Source organism: Numidum massiliense, assembly GCF_001375555.1.
In the GTDB taxonomy this organism is placed as follows: Bacteria; Bacillota; Bacilli; order Thermoactinomycetales; family Novibacillaceae; genus Numidum; species Numidum massiliense.
Genome location: NZ_CTDZ01000009.1, coordinates 1,148,446 through 1,165,601, shown reverse-complemented (window position 1 = coordinate 1,165,601; position 17,156 = coordinate 1,148,446). Strand labels below are relative to the sequence as shown.

The window sequence follows — 17,156 nt, the reverse complement described above, 5'->3', positions numbered from 1 at the left end:
GAGATTTCGCATACAATGTCACCTTGCTTACTTTTTAGTTTCCTATATAAGGGTGCTATCTTTCCACACCTATACTACATATCTGCCCCATTATCCAACTAGCGGCAACAGTGTGCATTCTGCGAGACTTTCACCTTGGGCGCACCCAAAAAAGGCGAGCTCCCGCCAATCAGAGCTCGCCTCTTCATCTCGTGCTATTTATAAGCGCCTTTATACGCGTCACCACATACACCTAAACTACAGTACAACTAAACTACACTACAACTAACACCAAACCATTCACAAACGTCATTCACAGATCGCCCATTCAAGGTCAACGTCACGGTGGTTGCTTGACACCACGACCTGCGACACAACGACCTGCGTCGCACATCTCTCGCTGCGCGGTTACTCAACGGTTGTTATACTGCGCCGTCCTTTGCAGCTCGCCCTCACGGTTCGCCTATCGCGCCTCACTCACCCTCGCTAACATTCGGTATGCGCAGTGTAAATGTCGTCCCTTCGCCTACTGTACTTTCGACCGAGATCGTACCGCCGTGCGCTTCCACGATGTGTTTGGCGATCGACAGTCCTAACCCCGTGCCGGAGCGACTGCGCGTGCGCGCCTTATCCGCTTTATAAAACCGTTCAAAGACGAAGGGCAAGTCTTGTTCCGGAATGCCGCTTCCCGTGTCGCGCACTTTGAAGACGACCCCTTCTTTCGACGGATCGACCGACAGCGTAATCGTCCCGCCTTCCGGCGTATGGCGAATCGCATTTTCGATTAGATTAATACACACTTGCTCGATACTGTCTTCGTCTAGCCGAACGCGCAGCGGTTCCTCTGTTACCTTCGCCTCAACCGTCAGCCCTTTTTCTTGTGCGAGTCCTTGGAACTTGCGTACGACGCGCAGGACGAGCTCTTGAGCGGTCATTTCGTGCGGCTGAATGCGCACCGTGCCCGCTTCCATTAACGCCAAATCTAACAGCTCTTTCACTAACCGCCCCATGCGCAACGACTCGTCGTGAATGATTTGCGTTAACTCTTTACGGTCTTCCGGCGATTGCGCGATCTCGTCGAGCAGCGCTTCACTATACCCTTGCAACATCGCCAGCGGCGTGCGCAATTCGTGCGATACATTAGCGACAAAGTCTTTACGCAACTTGTCCGTCCGTCGTTCTTCCGTCACATCGCGCAACACGGCGACGACGCCGCGCAGTTGCTCACCTGCATACAGGGGAGCCATCACGACGGCCCACGTGCGGCCGTGCACGACGATATCTGTCATGTACTCTTTTTCCCCGCGCACCACTTGATTGAACGTCTCCGCGAGCGGCTCCGGCAGGGGCGCGTTAGGGAGCAGCTTATGCGTTTCCTCCTTGTGGTCGCTCGACCACGTCTCGAGCAAATGCTGTGCTGGCGGGTTCGTAATGATCACTTGCCCTTTCGCGTCGGCCGTAATGACAGCGTCGGCCATACTTTTTAGCACGGAGGAAAGTTGCTCTTTTTCTTGTGAAAGGGCGTGAATCGTTTCCTCCAACTTAGAGCCCATCCGGTTAAACGTCTGCGCCAAGTCGCCGATCTCGTCGTTCGTACGAATCGGGATGCGGTAATTGAAGTTCCCTTTCGCAACTTTGTCCGCCGCTTGCTTCATTTGCATGAGCGGCTGGGAAACGCGTGACGACAAAAAGAAAGCAAAAATAGTCGTCATGAAAATGCCGATGAGCGCCGCGTAAAAGACGAGCTCCTTCGTCCGCTGCATCGTCTCCTCCAACTGGGACAGCGGCTGATAAAGCACGAGTGCCCCGATCACGCCAGTCGTCCCGTGAATCGGCTCGGCAATCGTTAAATGAGGAATACTTTCGTCGTGTCCGTTTTCTTTCACATTTAACGGGCCGCGCAATTTTTGCTCTTCCCCGGCAAATACTTTCTCAATATCGAAATTTTTGCGGTCTAAAAGTGTTTCGAGTGGGATCGTCGGATAGTCGGTGTGTTTAAGGAACGGCATTTGTTTGATTTTGCCGTCTTCTTTCGTCAACACGACCATATGTGTTTCATATGCGGGAAGCAGTTGCTGCGCCATCTCCAACACGTGATGTCGCGACTCTAAACTGTCGGTTTTACCGTACGACTCGATCATGTCCGACACGTCACGCGACAAGCGCGTCAATTCATGCTCTTGTTGTTGTTGGTAAAACTGATCTAAAAACTGCATCAACAACCCGACAAGGATCAGCAAGACGACACTGACCAAACCGATAATCGTCATCCATAGCTTCCCGACTACACTGCGCCAAATCACTCTTTCGGAACCTCTAATTTATATCCTACACCCCACACTGTGGCAATCATGCTCGCCGTTGGCGGGGATACTTTGTTTAATTTTTCCCGCAACCGCTTAATGTGTGTGTCTACCGTGCGCAAATCGCCGAAAAACTCATAGTTCCACACGTCTTTTAGCAATTGTTCACGCGAGAACACTTTATCCGGAGATTGTGCCAAATAGTGCAATAACTCGTACTCCTTCGGCGTTAAATTCACTTCATGGCCGCCGGCGGTGACGCGATGCGCATCGTGGTCAATCGTTAAGTCCGGAAAGACGATTGTGTTGCTCGCGTTCGGTTCCATTGATAAATATGCCGTCGTCGACGAGCGTCTAAGAAGCGCCTTTACCCGATAGGCGATCTCGCGCGGACTGAACGGTTTGACGACGTAGTCGTCGGCACCGACTTCAAACCCTTGTACCCGGTTACTTTCCTCACCGCGCGCCGTCAACATGATGACAGGAGTCGCCTTCTTTTTGCGCAGTTCCTCACAAACTTCGATCCCATCCATCCCAGGTAACATTAAGTCGAGCAAGATGAGGTCGTAGTCCGTTTCTAACGCCATGCGTAAGGCGGTATCGCCGTCCGCTGCCTCCTCGATGAGGTAATCCTCCCTCTCCAAATACATCCGAAGCAGACGTCTAATGCGATCCTCATCATCGACAACGAGAATACGTTCTTTTTCAGCCACTTGAATACACCTTCCTCAACATCGTTGCAACTTTAATTAATATTTATATACTAGCTGGCGGCTTACGGCACACCGTCTGCCGCCACTGTGCTAGCTCCTTCACTACTCTTGTTAGTATACCACGTTATCGGTCAAGTGTATGAATGCGTGGTAACCGCCCTAAAAATCGCAGATTAACTTCTGAACGTCTAACCGCCAAGGTGCCCCTAGATCGGTTATGCGTATGAATGTAAGCCGGCGATGACCAAATTGACGACAACTAAGTTAAACATGACGACGACAAACCCGGCGACGGCAAACCAGGCAGATTTTTTGCCATGCCAACCACGGGAAAGCCGGAGGTGCAAATACAAACTGTAAAATAAAAACGTAATAAGCGCCCAAACCTCTTTCGGATCCCAACCCCAGAAGCGCCCCCACGCGTAGTGCGCCCAAATAGACGCAAAGATGAGGCCGCCGAGAATAAAGATCGGATAGCCAATCGCGATGGCGCGGTAACTAATTTCTTCGGCCGTTTCCGCATCAATCCCTTTGACTAGCCCCTTCTTCAGCGCTTCCCCAAGCGGTTTGCGCGCGATTAAGCGGATGAGCCCGTACAAAAGGAGCCCGACGGCGATTGACCAAACGAGGGAATTCAACTTGCGCGCATTCAAAAAGGATGTCTCAATCCAACCCATTTCCATTCCTAAAAACGGCTGCGTTTCGATTGCTTTCGCGTCTTTCTGAATGAAAATCGGAGGTAAGTCATAGCGATCGACGACGACTCGCTCTTTTTGCGTATTCGCGTCGACGACCGTGTGCTCATACGACGCCTCGTAACCGACTAGCCCTTCAAACGCAAACGACAGCCCGACAAAAGCGATGACCATAATGACCATGGCGAGAATCGCTTCGAGAAAAAAGGCACTCGCGCGCTGCGTTTTGCGGTCGACGGTACGAATCAAATAAATGAGCCCGGCGACAAAGGCAACGCCAAACGCCCCGTTGCCGAGGGCGACTAACGTCACGTGGATATACAGCCAGGAACTTTGTAACGACGGCACGAGCGGCTTAATTTCCGTCGGGAACACGGAAGCGTACCCGATTAAGACGAGTACGAGCGGTAGCGCGAACGCGCCGATGACTCGTACTTTGTACAATTTGTAAATGAGCACGAAGGCGACGGCAATACAAAAACCGAGAAACGACATGAACTCAAACATGTTACTCGTCGGAAAAAAACCACCGACGAAAATGCGGTAGACAATAAAGCTCGCGTGGCACAAAAGTGCCAACAGCGTTAACACAATGCCGACGGTTCCGAGCCGTTTGCCGACATCTGTGCCTTTAGAACGCCACTTCTGGCCCGTGATCGATACGATGAACGCAATTGCCGCGAATAAATATAGAAAAAACGCGACTAACAAAAGGTTCATGCCTTATTCCTCCTACAATTTGGGATTAACCCAAGCAATTACTCCGTTACGATTTCGCATCGTCCCCGATGTGTATGTCGGCGGCCTCCGCGGCGGGCCGCACATCGTTTTTCAGTCCGTACCAGTTTTTATTCGTATGGGCGCCGAAGTAGAGCATGTCGTCCTTAATGTTGACCCATACGCGGCGATGTTGCCAGTGAAAGCCCATCACCACGCCGATGAGAAAAATGACCGCACCGACCAAAACGATCGGCAACGCTTTATCGATGCGCACCTGCAGCCCACTCGAATAGGCGAACTCGATGTTAGACAATTTCAGTTTGTAGCGGTTGTCTTTAAACTGTTCGTCGAGATTTCCACCTGCAATCACCCATATTTCCTCACCATCCGGTACTTTAGGCGACGTAATTTTGAACTGCAAGCCTGGTTGATCCGGATCGCGCGAACGAGTCGCCGCACGCGTTTTCACTTCTCCGTCCACACCTGTTGTCTCTTCGAGCGCGAAAGACGGATAGTACCGCAGCGCTTCGATCTTAACCCCTCCTGGCAATTCGTACATCGTGTCCGGATCGCGCAAATCAATATCTATTTCCCCGACAGCCTCACCAGTTTTTTTATCGGTGACAGCCAAAGTCATCGCGGTTAACGCTTGTTCTTGATATAGCGCTTGATAAATATTTACACCGTTGTACTGCAGCGGGTCGTTCACGTTGATCGCTTTTTCAGCTACTTCAGTCATTTTGCCGCTCGCTAAATCTTTTTCATACAACACCGCTTTCGTCTCAAATTTCTTTTCGATCTTTTGTTGCCCCGCTTCTTCCGGGTCGTAGTATTCGACCTTGAAACCATTATTTTTGAGGTAATATTCCGTGCCGCGCAGTTTGTTCGTCTCACCTTCGACAACCCACGTCATCTCGTCCAAATACCAGCCGGGCAACAACCGCATTAACATGCCGATCAAGAAAATAATGAGTCCGATATGGTTAATGTACGGTCCCCAGCGGCTAATTCTTCCTTTCTCCGCTAGCAAGGCGTTGCCTTCGCGCCTCACGTTATACCGCCGCTCCGACAGTTTCAAGGCGAGCCTGTCGAGCAGTGCTCCGCCGTCTTCGTTTGCAATGTCGCGCTTGCCGGCGACGCGCTGTTTCTCAATAAAGCCGACGTCTTTTTTGACGCGCTGATATTTGAGCGCCTTATACAGCGGGATAATGCGGTCGAGGCTACAGATGACGAGCGATGTGCCGATGAGAAACACTAACAGCACGTACCACCACGAACCATACAAATCGCCTAATCCGAGGTTGTAGTATATTTCACCCCATACGCCGTACTCCTGTTCGTACCAAGCTTCGACGTCGACGGCCGAAATGTTTCGCTCTTGGGGAAAAATCGTGCCGATGATGGAAGCGAGAAGGGTAATGGCAATCAAGACGATCGCGACTTTAACAGAAGAAAAAAACGTCCATACGCGGTCGACGAGCGACTTATGTCGTTTTTGTGAACGCCGCGCTTTCCCTTCGTAGCGCATGTCTAACTTTCCTTGCGCGATATTCTCAACTTCAACGTCGAGCGGACGCCCGCAGTGCTCGCACAAAACAGTTCCGACTGGGTTGTTGTGTCCGCACGCACACTTCGTATTTTCAACCATTTTTGTTACACCAGCCCCCACTCTACTTACGCACACTCTCCACATTATTATAACTTTGATAACAAAAATGCTTAGATTGTACCTTTGACTATTGTGTGAACCTCTTAACTGTTTAGCCCGACTAACTGCCGCAACTTGTCCAATTCTCTCTTCTGCAAGGGACGATATTGTCCCGCTGTCAGTTTACCGAGGGTTAGACAGCCGAGGCCGTCCCGCTTTAAAGTAAGTACCGGAAAACCGACCGCCGCACACATGCGCCGTACTTGTCGGTTTCTCCCTTCGTGAATGACGAGCCGTAGCCACGCGTTTTCTCCTTCGACGCGGACGAGCGAGGCGCGCGCCGGCGCCGTTAGACCGTCATCGAGCGCCACGCCGCGGCGCAACTGCATAAGTGCGGCGTCATTTGGCACCCCCTTGACGCGTGCGAGGTAACTCTTTTCGATTTCATAGCTAGGGTGCGTTAAGCGATGTGTGAGCTCCCCGTCGTTCGTCATTAATAAGAGCCCTTCCGTGTCGTAATCCAAGCGCCCGACTGGGTACATCCTCGCCGGCACGCGTTTAAAGTAATCTGTGACGACCTTGCGCGCAAACTGGTCTTCCACACTCGTAATGACGCCGGTCGGTTTATAAAACATGTAATAGTGAAACGTTTCCTGCCCGATGGTCCGGCCGTCGACAGTCACTTCGTCACTGTTCACATCGACTTTTGTTCCGAGTGTCGTCACCGTCTCCCCGTTCACTTGCACCCGTCCGGCAGCAATGAGTTGTTCCGCTTTACGGCGCGACGCAATGCCGGCGCCGGCAATGACTTTTTGCAAACGTTCTTGCACCGTACCACCTCACCTTCCCATCTTAACGGTCTTTCGGCATACACACAAGAAAAACGACTGGACAGTAGCCAGCCGACAACGTTATCACATATTATAACACCTTCCTATACACCTTCACAAAAAAAGCCCCCTCGCCAGGCGGTACAGCGGCGGTGGCGCTTTCTATTAGGCAAACATAACGGTCACTAACAGCCACGCGGACAGCAAGCCGACCGCATCGGCGAGTAAACCGACCTTTAACGCGTAGCGGCTGTTGCGAATACTAACGGCGCCGAAGTAGACGGTGAGCACGTACAACGTCGTATCGGTACTCCCTTGCATCGTCGAAGCGAGGCGCCCGAGGAAAGTGTCTGGGCCGTAGTCGCGGATTAATTCCGCCGCGAGCGCGAGTGAACCCGAGCCGGAAATGGGTCGCATCATCGCCAGTGGCACGACTTCTTCAGGAAAATTCATCCACTGTAACAACGGAGAGAGCGCGGCAATCACGAGATCCATCGCCCCCGATTCGCGAAACACGTGAATACTGACCATCATCCCGAGCAAGTTAGGAAAAATGCTAAGCATCGTCGGAATGCTCTCTTTGGCACCGCTGACGAAACTGTCAAACACATTCACTCGCCGCGCCAAGCCGTAGACTGGTACGAAAGCGATGAGTGCTGGCAACAGCCAACTTGAGATTAATTCCATTGTAGCTAACAACATCCCACCTGCTTTCTCTTTAGACTACGTAACCTTGTCCCGGCAAACGCCGCTCCACGTGCCAGCACCGACACCGCTTTCGCTCCCAACCGCAACCGCTCGCTACTTCATCCTGCGCGCGGTTGTGATCGCGACGTCTGTTGTATTCAGGTTCGCACGATCGGCTTGGCGAGACCAGCGTCGTACGAGCGTCATGTGTACAAACTTCCTCGCCAAGCTGCCTGTGGTCGTCCTCGCGCTTAATGCTATTGCCGCACGTGTGAGCGAAAGCGGAACCACCGATCCAACGCGAGTGCCGCCAGCGTACCACAGCACGTAGCGATTAGCGTCGGCCCGATAATTTCCGCTGGCGCCGCCGAACCGTACTGCATGCGAATACCGAGCACCATCGTCGGAATGAGCGTCACCCCCGCCGTATTAATCGCGAGTAGCGTACACATCGCCGGAGTAGCCGTCTCTTTATTTGGATTTAACTCTTGCAACGCCTGCATCGCTTTGATCCCCATTGGCGTCGCCGCATTACCGAGGCCGAACAAGTTGGCAGAAATGTTCGATACGATGTAACCGACCGCCGGATGCTTCCGCGGCACGTCGGGAAAAAGGAATGGCATCAGCGGAGAAATGAGCCGCGCCAGCAATCGTACGAGTCCCGCCTCTTCCGCGATTTTCATTAGCCCGAGCCAAAAAGCCATTACTGTCACTAATCCGGCACAAAGTAGTAGGGACTCTTTCGCTCCTGTGAGCACGGCGGGAAAGACACTGTCGATTTTTCCTTGTGCCGCCGCGGCAATCACTCCGGAAACGATAAAAAACGTCCATATGTAAGGAAGCATATCGCCCCTCCTCCCTTAACCTCTAAAGGCATTCACCTGATCCGAAGGCTCACTTCCTGCTAGAAGTAAACATGACCCACCGTGCGCTTCCACAAAAAAATACGTCGATACCCGTTCGACCCATCCCTAAAAAAATACGTCGACACCCGTTTGTCTCATCGCTTAACTTAATTTCTGCCTCCCCACACGGGCGAAATGAGCGACAACCAACGCACAAAAAACGACTGTTCCTCTCCCGCACGCCGCGTACCGTTTGCGTCACTGTTTTCCTGTCTGCCTCCCCGACTCTTTCCTTGACTGTTTCCTTGACTAGTACGCTGTCCGTTCGACTGTACAGTGAGCGGCACCGAGCCGATCACTTTCCCGTGTAACGAAAGAGACAACGTGCCGACGTGCGCGCCAGCAGACACTTTGGCGACTAAGCGCTCATCCACGTGTACTTGTTGCGCCACCGCCGTCCTTTCTGTCTCGGTAAGGGGGTATTGAAAATCTTGAGCCGCCACGATATTGACGGTCGGTTCGCCTTTGTCCGCTTGCGGCACCATATGGACGACTTCCCCGCGCTTAACGACTGCACGCAGCGGGTACTGACGAAAGCCGTAGGCGAGCATCTCACTCGAATCGCGCCAGTCGTCCGGCGCGTTCAACGTCACTGTGACGAGCTGTTGCCCACTCTGCGTCGCCGAAGCGACGAGCGTCCGTCTCGCTTTCGACGTATAACCTGTTTTCACTCCGTCCGCTCCCGGGAACAGGCTGAGCATTTTGTTTTTGTTGTACCACTTGCGGTTCCATTTCTCTCCGGGATCGGGCACTTGAATCGCATGTGTCGCCACAATTTTTTGAAACTCCTCGTTAGCGAGCGCATAACGCGTTAGCGTCGCCATGTCGCGCGCTGACGAATAGTGCCCCGCCGCGTCTAAACCGTGCGGATTCGCAAAATGGCTATGTGTCATTCCCAAATACTCCGCCTTTTCATTCATGAGCGTGACGAAACCTTCCTCCGATTTCCCGATGAACTCGGCGATTGCCACAGCGGTGTCGTTGCCCGAACGGAGCATGAGCCCGTACAGCAAGTGGCGCAAGGAAATACGCTCGCCTTTTTTCAAATAGACAGACGACCCTTCCTTGCGGGTCGCACGAGGGCTCACCGTTACGATGTCGTCTAAGTTACCGTGCTCGATTGCGACAATAGCCGTCATAATTTTCGTAATGCTGGCGATCGGTAGCTGTTCATCGGCGTTTTTCTCATACAGCACGCGTCCGCTGTTTACGTCGACTAACACTGCTGCTTTCGCACTCACTTCCGGTTGGGCCACGTCCGTGTCTGCCACTGTATTCTCGCGGTCAACCTTTTCGCTCTCTTCCGTGTTTGCATGCCCCGCCCTCGCTTGCACAGCAGCAGTGTCCACTGTTGCTTTTGCACTCCCTCCGGACAGATTGACGTCCGCGAACGCCACCGCCCCCGTCAGTGCAAAACAGCAAACGCACCGCAACCACACTGCCCTCCGCACACTCCACTTCACACGTCGTCTCCCCTTGTCCCGTCGTTCGTTTATATATGTATATGAGTACAAGCTACGCATATGCCCGCACCACGGCAACTGCACACGCATGGCGCACAAATAAGCGTATGAGCAACATAAAAAAAACCGTCCCCATTGGAACGGTTCTAGACGACAACCCGCACTGAACGGAACTCTCTGTCAATTTGCGCCAAATTCGTTCGGCCTACAATTTTGCCCCGCAGACCCCATTTGCCCTGCCTGCCCGCGTTTACCCTTCGCCATGTGTTGAATTTTTTCCACGACGGTCGGCGCCATGTCGAGTAAGCGATCGTACAGGTGTGTCGCGTGGTCCAAACTGAGCACTTTAACCCCTTGTGCATTGACGATGAGAAAGGCGATCGGTGTAATCGACACACCGCCCCCGCTGCCGCCGCCAAACGGCAACTTTTGTTCACTATCTAGCGAGTCGCCTGCCCCTTTATTGCGCTCTGGCGGCGGGAATTCGCTACCGCCGGCTGCGAAGCCAAACCCGACTTTCGACACGGGTAAAATGACACTGCCGTCTGGCGTCTCCACCGGATCGCCGACGATCGTATTGACATCGATCATTTCTTTAATGTTTTCCATCGAGGTCTTCATTAAGCTTTGGATGGGGTGTTCCGCCACTTCTGTTCACTCCTTCCACTCTTCTTTAGATGAAGGAAAATACGCGTCCCAGCAAATATAGCCTGCCCGAGGCGAAATTGAAGTATGCAGCAAAAATGCACCTCGAAGGCCGGCAGACTAAAATTTGGGCTCACCGCGATTTGAGGTTCCGTCTCCATGCGCAAAGAGTGGCAGCCAAAGCTGGCCGCTGCGGTTTGCAAACCCCAGATCATCCCAGTAAGCGCACCAGTAACCGCAGCGTCCTCCGTGCCAATCGTCGTATGCCATACGAGCTTTTTGCAACGCACCTTTTTTAAAAATGCCTGCGCAATTGCATATAAGCCGGTAATGCGCGACACCCACTGCTGCCAACGTTTATAGCGCTGCACGATCTCCGCAACAGTTAGCCGCTTCTTAGTCGGCTGGTCAGACGGGGACGCTCCACGCTTTTGTTCGCGTAGCTCTACACTGAGGTCTTTTAATTCAAGGTCGACGAGCGAAATGTTCCGCCGCAACTTTATGAGCCCGCCAAGCGTTGTAACTGTTAGGACGAACACATCATTTTTTCGTTCGCGCTCGTAAGTGAGCTCGACTTTTATTATCAAAAAGTGTAAAATGACTAACACTATTAATAAGCAGATAAACCCAGAGACAACCCAAACGATAAGCCCCACCCCTTTACAACGTTAGAAATTTTTCCCTAAATCGTCCGGGCTTATGCATCGTTCATTTTTTTTAAAAATTAAGGTTGCTCGGCTAATTTTCTTAATAACGGTCACTTATCGTTATGTTATCTAACATTGCGCGTCTTGCAGTTGACATATCGTTTTCGTCGACACATAGTCACATGTAGCTGTTTTTTACAAAAAAAGTCTGATACACGACTGGGAGTGGATGAAGTGGAAAAAACGACAGGTACATTAGTCGATAAAATGCTATTTTTGAAGAAATTTTTTGTATCGCCTAAAAAAATCGGGAGTATCACCCCGAGTTCACTCTACTTGGCGCGAGCGATGACCGAGCGGATCACTTGGGAGGAAAGCAATTGTGTCATCGAGCTAGGGGCGGGTACCGGCGTTTTTACCAGCTATCTTCACGAAGCAAAACCTGACGGTTGTACGGTGCTCGTGTTTGAACAAGATGGCGAGATGCGGCAGCGGCTACAGAGCGAGTACGCCAACCTCCACTTTTGTCAAAATGCGGAACATATTCACGCCGAGATGCAGGCAGCGGGAATACGTCACGCCGATTACATTCTTTCCGGATTGCCCTTTGCTAACTTCCCGCAAAGCGTACGCAACAAAATTTTAGACGGCGTTGTGCAGACGTTGAAACCGGGGGGACAGTTTATCGCCTTTCAATACTCGTTGCAAATGAAAAAACAGCTTAAATCGCGTTTTGCTAATATCGACATAAAAATGGTGCCCCTCAACATACCGCCAGCTTTCGTTTATTATTGTCAGAATTAATGTTGACGGCATTCGATTGGCAAACGATTGTTTACTCCTCCCGAGACGGCGGAGCCAGTTTAGCGAACAGTTCCTCGTGCTCCGCTTCGACGTCCTCGCGGTCGACCGTTTCGTCGAGCGGCGGCAGCGCCTCGAGACTTTGTAACCCGAAGCTCGTCAAGAACTCCTCGGTCGTTCCGTACAAAATGGGACGGCCTATCCCTTCCGCCCGTCCGACTTCTTTAATGAGACGTTTCGCACTGAGCGTATGTAGCGGACGTTCACTTTTTACCCCGCGAATATCTTCGATTTCCGCCCGCGTAATTGGCTGTTTATAAGCGACGATCGCCAGCGTCTCTAACGCGGCCTGGGACAATGTCGACGCGTTCGGGGACACCGCGAATGCCGTAAAATAAGGCGCGTGCTCTGGACGAGTCGTCAATTGATACGCCCCGGCGACGACTGCGATCTTTAGCCCCCTCCGCTGCCGCTCGTAATCGGCTTGCAAGTCGTCGGCCAAATCTTTTGCTTCTTCCTTCGTCATCTCGAGGACGTTAGCCAACTGCTTGACAGTTAATCCTTCGTCTCCGGCGATAAACAACAACCCTTCCAACACTGCTTTTAGTTCCGTATCATCCATGCAGACATCATCCATGCAAACATTCCACCTCGTACGTCCTAATCGTATGCCCGTGCACGAGTGTTCACTCACTTCGCATACGCGCTAATGACAATCTCTGCGAAGCGACCGTCTTGCCAACACGTCACTTCTCGCTTTTTCATTAATTCGAGCAGCGCGAGAAAGGTGACGATCACCGCCTCCCGCGTCGGCATCTCTTCGAACAACTCGGAAAAAAAGAGTTGCTCGTTCTGCTGCAACTGGGCGCGCAACGCATCGATCTGCTCTTGAATCGACAGCTCCTCCCGTTGGACGCTTCTTACCCGCGGCTGAGCAGGCTTCGTTTTTTGTAGCACGGTTTGAAACGCGTCGATAAGCTGGTAGACGGAAACGTCCTGTACGCGGGGCGGCTCTTCCGGCGGCATAAACCGACCGAGATCGGCCGGCAAACGGGAAAAAACTTGGGCGCGCTCACTGCCGCGCGCTTTTAGCTTTTCGGCTAACATTTTGAACCGCTTATATTCGATGAGGCGCATAATTAACTGTTCGCGCGGGTCGATCAGCTCTTCTTCTTCGTCGTACAAGTCGCTGAGCGGGTCCGGTTCCGGCTGCGGCAGAAGCATGCGGCTCTTCATCGCTAACAGCGTTGCCGCCATCACTAAAAACTCACTCGCAACCTCCAACTCTAGCCGCTGCATCTCAGTGAGTACTTCCATATACTGCTCTGTCACAGCGCTAATGGGGATGTCGAACACGTCAATTTCGGCCCGCTCGATTAAGTAGAGCAACAAATCGAGCGGGCCTTCGAACGCCTCTAATTTCAACTCTATTTGCACGGGCTAATCACCTACTAATGGTGATATTATACCAAAAGGGGGCAAAAACAAGCAATCTAACGGGGCAGGAAGGCCAAAACTAGGAACGAGTGCCGGTAGCTTCTGCGGCACTCGTTCTAGTCTTAGTATATTCCGGCCGACATTCCGACCCGTCTTCCGGCGGCATCTGCTACTTGATATCGGCCACTTCCGGCGACACCGTCGTCGGCTTCTGCAGACGCGCTGGGATGACGTCGTGGCGCGTCAAATCGGCAAACGTCTCCCGCTGTACGATCACGTCGGCGTTGCCGTCGTTCACTAACACCGCAGCCGGACGGCGCAGGCGGTTGTAGTTGCTCGCCATCGAGTAGTTGTACGCTCCCGTACTGAGGACAGCTAGTACGTCCCCTTGTGCGAGGTCGGGCAGTGCGACGTCCCAAATGAGCATATCGCCGCTTTCACAGCATTTTCCGGCGATCGAGACGGTTTGTGTCGCTGGCTTCCCTGCCTTGTTCGCGACGAGCGCCGCATATTTTGCTTGATACAGCGCGGGGCGCGGATTGTCCGCCATGCCGCCGTCGACTGCGACGTAATGACGAATGCCTGGGATGCGTTTTTCTGTACCGACGCGGTAAAGCGTCGTTCCCGCTTCTCCGACGATGCTGCGACCCGGCTCGATCCAAATCGCCGGCAGCGGCTGATGGGTAAACGAAGCGCGCACCTCAGCGACAATCGCCTCGATATACCGTTCCGCCGTTAGCGGTTTGTCGCCTTCACAGTAGTGAATACCGAAGCCTCCCCCGATATTGACCACTTCACTCACATGACCGTACGACTCGTAGCACTCTTGCGAGAATTGCGCCAGTTTTCGGATTGTCATGCGATACCCCTGCACGTCAAAAATTTGTGACCCGATGTGACTGTGAAACCCTAACAGGCTGATCTCTGGCGAACGCTGGCAGATCTCTACCGCTTTGGCCGCTTGCCCGCTAGCGAGGTCAAACCCGAACTTCGAATCCTCCTGCCCGGTTTGAATGTACGCGTGCGTATGCGCCTCGACGCCGGGCGATAAGCGCAACAATATGTGCACATGCTGCTGTCGTTCGCTCGCTAATGTACGTAACATGTGCAATTCGGTAAAGTTATCGACGACAATGCCTCCGATGTTCGCATCGAGGGCCATCGTCAGTTCGGCAAGCGATTTATTGTTTCCGTGAAAGTGGATGCGCTCCGGTGGAAAGCCCGCTTGTAATGCCGTGTACAACTCGCCGTCGGATACGACATCGAGCGCCAACCCTTCCTCCTCTATTAAACGGCATATGGCCAACGTACTCATCGCCTTACTCGCGTAAGCGACTTGAAAGTCAACATTCGCTTGGCGAAACGCGGCCACGTAGGCGCGGCAGCGCTCCCTGATCAGTTGTTCGTCTAATACGTAAAGCGGTGTACCAAATTGTGCGGCCAACTCGACCGTATCACAACCGCCGATCGTTAAATGGCCTTTTTCGTTAATGTGACTCGTTCCGTGTAATTTCATCGGTGTCACGGGTCTCCCCTCTAGCAGCGCTTTTTAAAATTATTAAGAATGATAGCATATGCGGTGGAATCTAACAACAGTGCACGGCCGTATTCTGTCCTTGTACAGCAAATTAAAGGCTGATCGGCTGGGCGCCACTGTGCGAGTGAACACGTTACTCCACGAGGAGCCACTGTAGGAGGGAGCCACACACTTTTCCTAACACCATCGCCATGAGCAAATAAAACAACCACCGTTCCATTGCCAGCCGCTTACTTAAAATGGGCAAGACGTTGAGCACTTCCGTTAAAGCTGCGGCGAGCATGCCGACAAAACAACCTGCTAGTAAGCCGACGAGGACGAGCCCAGCCGCGGGAATCGTCCACTGCCAGTCAAAAAAATCGGCACACGTCCAAAAAACTGCCCCGACGGCAATCGCCTGTTCGGACCAGCCGACGTGGCGCGTCGTGCACGTCAGTTGGTGTAAACGGGGAACGATGTCTAAAACAGTTAGCAAAGCGACGAACGCGCTGCCGACAGCGATGCCGCCCGCTAATCCTATAAAAATTAAGACGACCGTCATATACCCCTGCCGCCTTGTTCCTGGGATTCACTACCCTGCCCTTGCTCGCGTTCGCGCTGTACGACGTATTGATCGATACTCTCCTGGTACAAAAACATTTCCACTTCTAACGGCGACGGTTCTTCGTTAAAGCGCCGTTTGAACAGCCGATTGAAAAACACGATCATGCCGATCCCTACGCCGACAGAATACGGGATTTGTAAAATTAGCGGGCGGGCAGACTGTTCCCCCGTGAGTAAATAGTAGAGCCGCCGGTGTACGTCCAACATACTCACGTCGGCATGGAAATTCATAATGGCAAGGCCAGAACCGACAAACAGGAGTAACCAGACGGCGACGAGTGCTGCGTACGACGGTACGTAACGCTTCTTTTTTACCTCCAAGATCGTGTCTGTAGCGCCGACCGCCTCCACGTGAAGCGCCGGATGGACGCGGAGGATTTGTGCAATTACGTCCAATGCGTCGACGACGATAAAGTGCTCACCGGAAGGGACGCGCAACAGAGGTAGTTCGCGTAGGCCCTGCTGCTCCTCTAGGGCGAGCACGTTGGCAATATCGCCCAGTGTAACCGTCTCGCCGGCCGTGACCGTCTGACGTTTTTTGAGGCGAATGTACACTTTTTCTTGTGATTGCGACATCATGTCCTCACCTGCACCCTCACATAGCCTCACACCTTTTTGGCGCGCTCGCGTGTCTTCATCTATACAGATATGCGATCTGTACAGATGTGTCTCCGCGGTGCTCACAACGTATGAGAGGCCAATTCCTCACGCCGCTCGCAACGTGTGCGCGCAACGCGTGTGTCAGTAGTATGTGTGGTTGGAGCGAAAAAAAACGAGGCGCTTCACGCCTCCATATGATCCCGCATTTGTAGCAATATTTTTTTCTCTAACCGCGACACTTGCACTTGGGAAATGCCTAAACGCTCGGCAACTTCCGCTTGCGTCTGATCTTTGTAATAACGCAAGTAGACGATGAGCTTCTCCCGCTCGTTCAAGCGGGCGATCGCTTCGCGCAGCACGACTTTGTCGAACCAGCCGCCCCCTTGCTCATCGGCAATTTGATCCATGAGCGTAATCGGGTCACCGTCGTTTTCGTACACTTTTTCGTGGATCGACGACGGCGCGCGGTTCGCCTCTTGTGCAAAGACGACTTCTTCCGGCGCAATTTCCATCGCTTCCGCAATTTCGCTAATCGTCGGCAGTCGCCCGAGTTTTTTGGATAACTCATCCTTCGTTTTGCGGATGCGGTTGGCCGTCTCCTTCAGCGAGCGACTCACTTTAATGGCGCCGTCGTCGCGTAGGAAACGCTGTATTTCCCCGATAATCATCGGCACGGCATACGTCGAAAATTTGACGTCGTACGAAAGGTCAAATTTATCGACCGCCTTAAGGAGGCCGATGCAACCGATTTGAAACAAATCGTCCGCTTCGTAACCGCGGTTAATAAATCGCTGCACGACCGACCATACTAACCGTATGTTATGGTGGATGAGCCGTTCGCGCGCTTCCCCGTCACCTACTTGGCTTTGCTTAATGAGCCTCTTTACTTCTTCATCCGACAAATAAGGATGCCGTGCATTGCGTACGTCCGTATCCATTGGCA

Annotated in this window: 17 protein-coding genes; 1 reads left to right on the top strand and 16 read right to left on the bottom strand. The window is 52.6% G+C overall.

The window, feature by feature from the left end:
- Nucleotides 1–452 precede the first annotated feature (452 nt).
- From BN1247_RS05950 to BN1247_RS05905, 10 genes are all read right to left on the bottom strand, one after another.
- Nucleotides 453–2,282 carry an ATP-binding protein gene (locus BN1247_RS05950; protein WP_390622031.1) on the bottom strand — a complete coding sequence of 610 codons (1,830 nt, stop codon included), beginning with the start codon at nt 2,280–2,282 and terminating at the stop codon, nt 453–455.
- Entirely contained in the window at nt 2,279–2,995 is a 717-nt protein-coding gene (locus tag BN1247_RS05945) for a response regulator transcription factor (RefSeq protein ID WP_054949566.1), read from the bottom strand. Before BN1247_RS05945 ends, BN1247_RS05950 begins: the two co-directional genes overlap by 4 nt.
- A 215-nt stretch (nt 2,996–3,210) precedes the next feature.
- Nucleotides 3,211–4,410, bottom strand: a complete 1,200-nt coding sequence (gene ccsA, locus BN1247_RS05940; protein WP_054949565.1) for a cytochrome c biogenesis protein CcsA — start codon at nt 4,408–4,410, stop codon at nt 3,211–3,213.
- Between the two features lie 46 nt (nt 4,411–4,456).
- Nucleotides 4,457–6,058: a cytochrome c biogenesis protein ResB gene (resB, locus tag BN1247_RS05935; RefSeq protein WP_054949564.1), complete on the bottom strand. Its 1,602-nt coding sequence runs from the start codon at nt 6,056–6,058 to the stop codon at nt 4,457–4,459.
- 104 nt (nt 6,059–6,162) lie between these two features.
- Nucleotides 6,163–6,888, bottom strand: a complete 726-nt coding sequence (locus tag BN1247_RS05930; RefSeq protein WP_054949563.1) for a pseudouridine synthase — start codon at nt 6,886–6,888, stop codon at nt 6,163–6,165.
- A 165-nt stretch (nt 6,889–7,053) separates the two neighbouring features.
- Nucleotides 7,054–7,587: a spore maturation protein gene (locus BN1247_RS05925; RefSeq protein WP_147675291.1), complete on the bottom strand. Its 534-nt coding sequence runs from the start codon at nt 7,585–7,587 to the stop codon at nt 7,054–7,056.
- 245 nt (nt 7,588–7,832) lie between these two features.
- Nucleotides 7,833–8,420, bottom strand: coding sequence for a nucleoside recognition domain-containing protein (locus tag BN1247_RS05920; RefSeq protein ID WP_054949561.1), 588 nt, complete (start codon nt 8,418–8,420; stop codon nt 7,833–7,835).
- Between the two features lie 167 nt (nt 8,421–8,587).
- A complete protein-coding gene (locus BN1247_RS05915; RefSeq protein ID WP_054949560.1) occupies nt 8,588–9,943 on the bottom strand; it encodes a D-alanyl-D-alanine carboxypeptidase family protein in 1,356 nt (451 codons plus the stop codon).
- A 180-nt stretch (nt 9,944–10,123) separates the two neighbouring features.
- Nucleotides 10,124–10,591, bottom strand: a complete 468-nt coding sequence (gene ytfJ, locus BN1247_RS05910; protein WP_054949559.1) for a GerW family sporulation protein — start codon at nt 10,589–10,591, stop codon at nt 10,124–10,126.
- Nucleotides 10,564–11,196, bottom strand: a complete 633-nt coding sequence (locus BN1247_RS05905; protein ID WP_187119733.1) for a DUF2953 domain-containing protein — start codon at nt 11,194–11,196, stop codon at nt 10,564–10,566. The genes ytfJ and BN1247_RS05905 overlap by 28 nt, the downstream gene beginning before the upstream one ends.
- 273 nt (nt 11,197–11,469) lie before the next feature.
- On the opposite strand from BN1247_RS05905, the gene BN1247_RS05900 reads away from it, so the two are divergent.
- The gene (locus BN1247_RS05900; RefSeq protein WP_231633166.1) at nt 11,470–12,039 is read left to right on the top strand and encodes a class I SAM-dependent methyltransferase; all 570 of its coding nucleotides are present in this window, start codon (nt 11,470–11,472) and stop codon (nt 12,037–12,039) included.
- 31 nt (nt 12,040–12,070) lie between these two features.
- Here the strand turns inward: BN1247_RS05900 and scpB are convergent, their stop codons facing one another.
- The 6 genes from scpB to sigF all read right to left on the bottom strand — a co-directional run bounded on the left by scpB (nt 12,071) and on the right by sigF (nt 17,151).
- Entirely contained in the window at nt 12,071–12,658 is a 588-nt protein-coding gene (scpB, locus tag BN1247_RS05895; RefSeq protein ID WP_054951521.1) for an SMC-Scp complex subunit ScpB, read from the bottom strand.
- A 68-nt stretch (nt 12,659–12,726) separates the two neighbouring features.
- Entirely contained in the window at nt 12,727–13,473 is a 747-nt protein-coding gene (locus tag BN1247_RS05890; RefSeq protein WP_054949557.1) for a segregation and condensation protein A, read from the bottom strand.
- 169 nt (nt 13,474–13,642) lie between these two features.
- On the bottom strand, nt 13,643–14,989 hold the full coding sequence (gene lysA, locus BN1247_RS05885; protein ID WP_054951520.1) for a diaminopimelate decarboxylase: 1,347 nt from the start codon (nt 14,987–14,989) through the stop codon (nt 13,643–13,645).
- Between the two features lie 154 nt (nt 14,990–15,143).
- Nucleotides 15,144–15,551 (bottom strand): stage V sporulation protein AB, encoded by a 408-nt coding sequence (locus tag BN1247_RS05880; protein ID WP_054949556.1) that lies wholly within the window; start codon nt 15,549–15,551, stop codon nt 15,144–15,146.
- A complete protein-coding gene (locus BN1247_RS05875; protein WP_231633164.1) occupies nt 15,548–16,189 on the bottom strand; it encodes a stage V sporulation protein AA in 642 nt (213 codons plus the stop codon). The genes BN1247_RS05880 and BN1247_RS05875 overlap by 4 nt, the downstream gene beginning before the upstream one ends.
- A gap of 206 nt (nt 16,190–16,395) precedes the next feature.
- The gene (gene sigF / locus BN1247_RS05870) at nt 16,396–17,151 is read right to left on the bottom strand and encodes an RNA polymerase sporulation sigma factor SigF (protein WP_054949554.1); all 756 of its coding nucleotides are present in this window, start codon (nt 17,149–17,151) and stop codon (nt 16,396–16,398) included.
- Between the last annotated feature and the right edge of the window lie 5 nt (nt 17,152–17,156).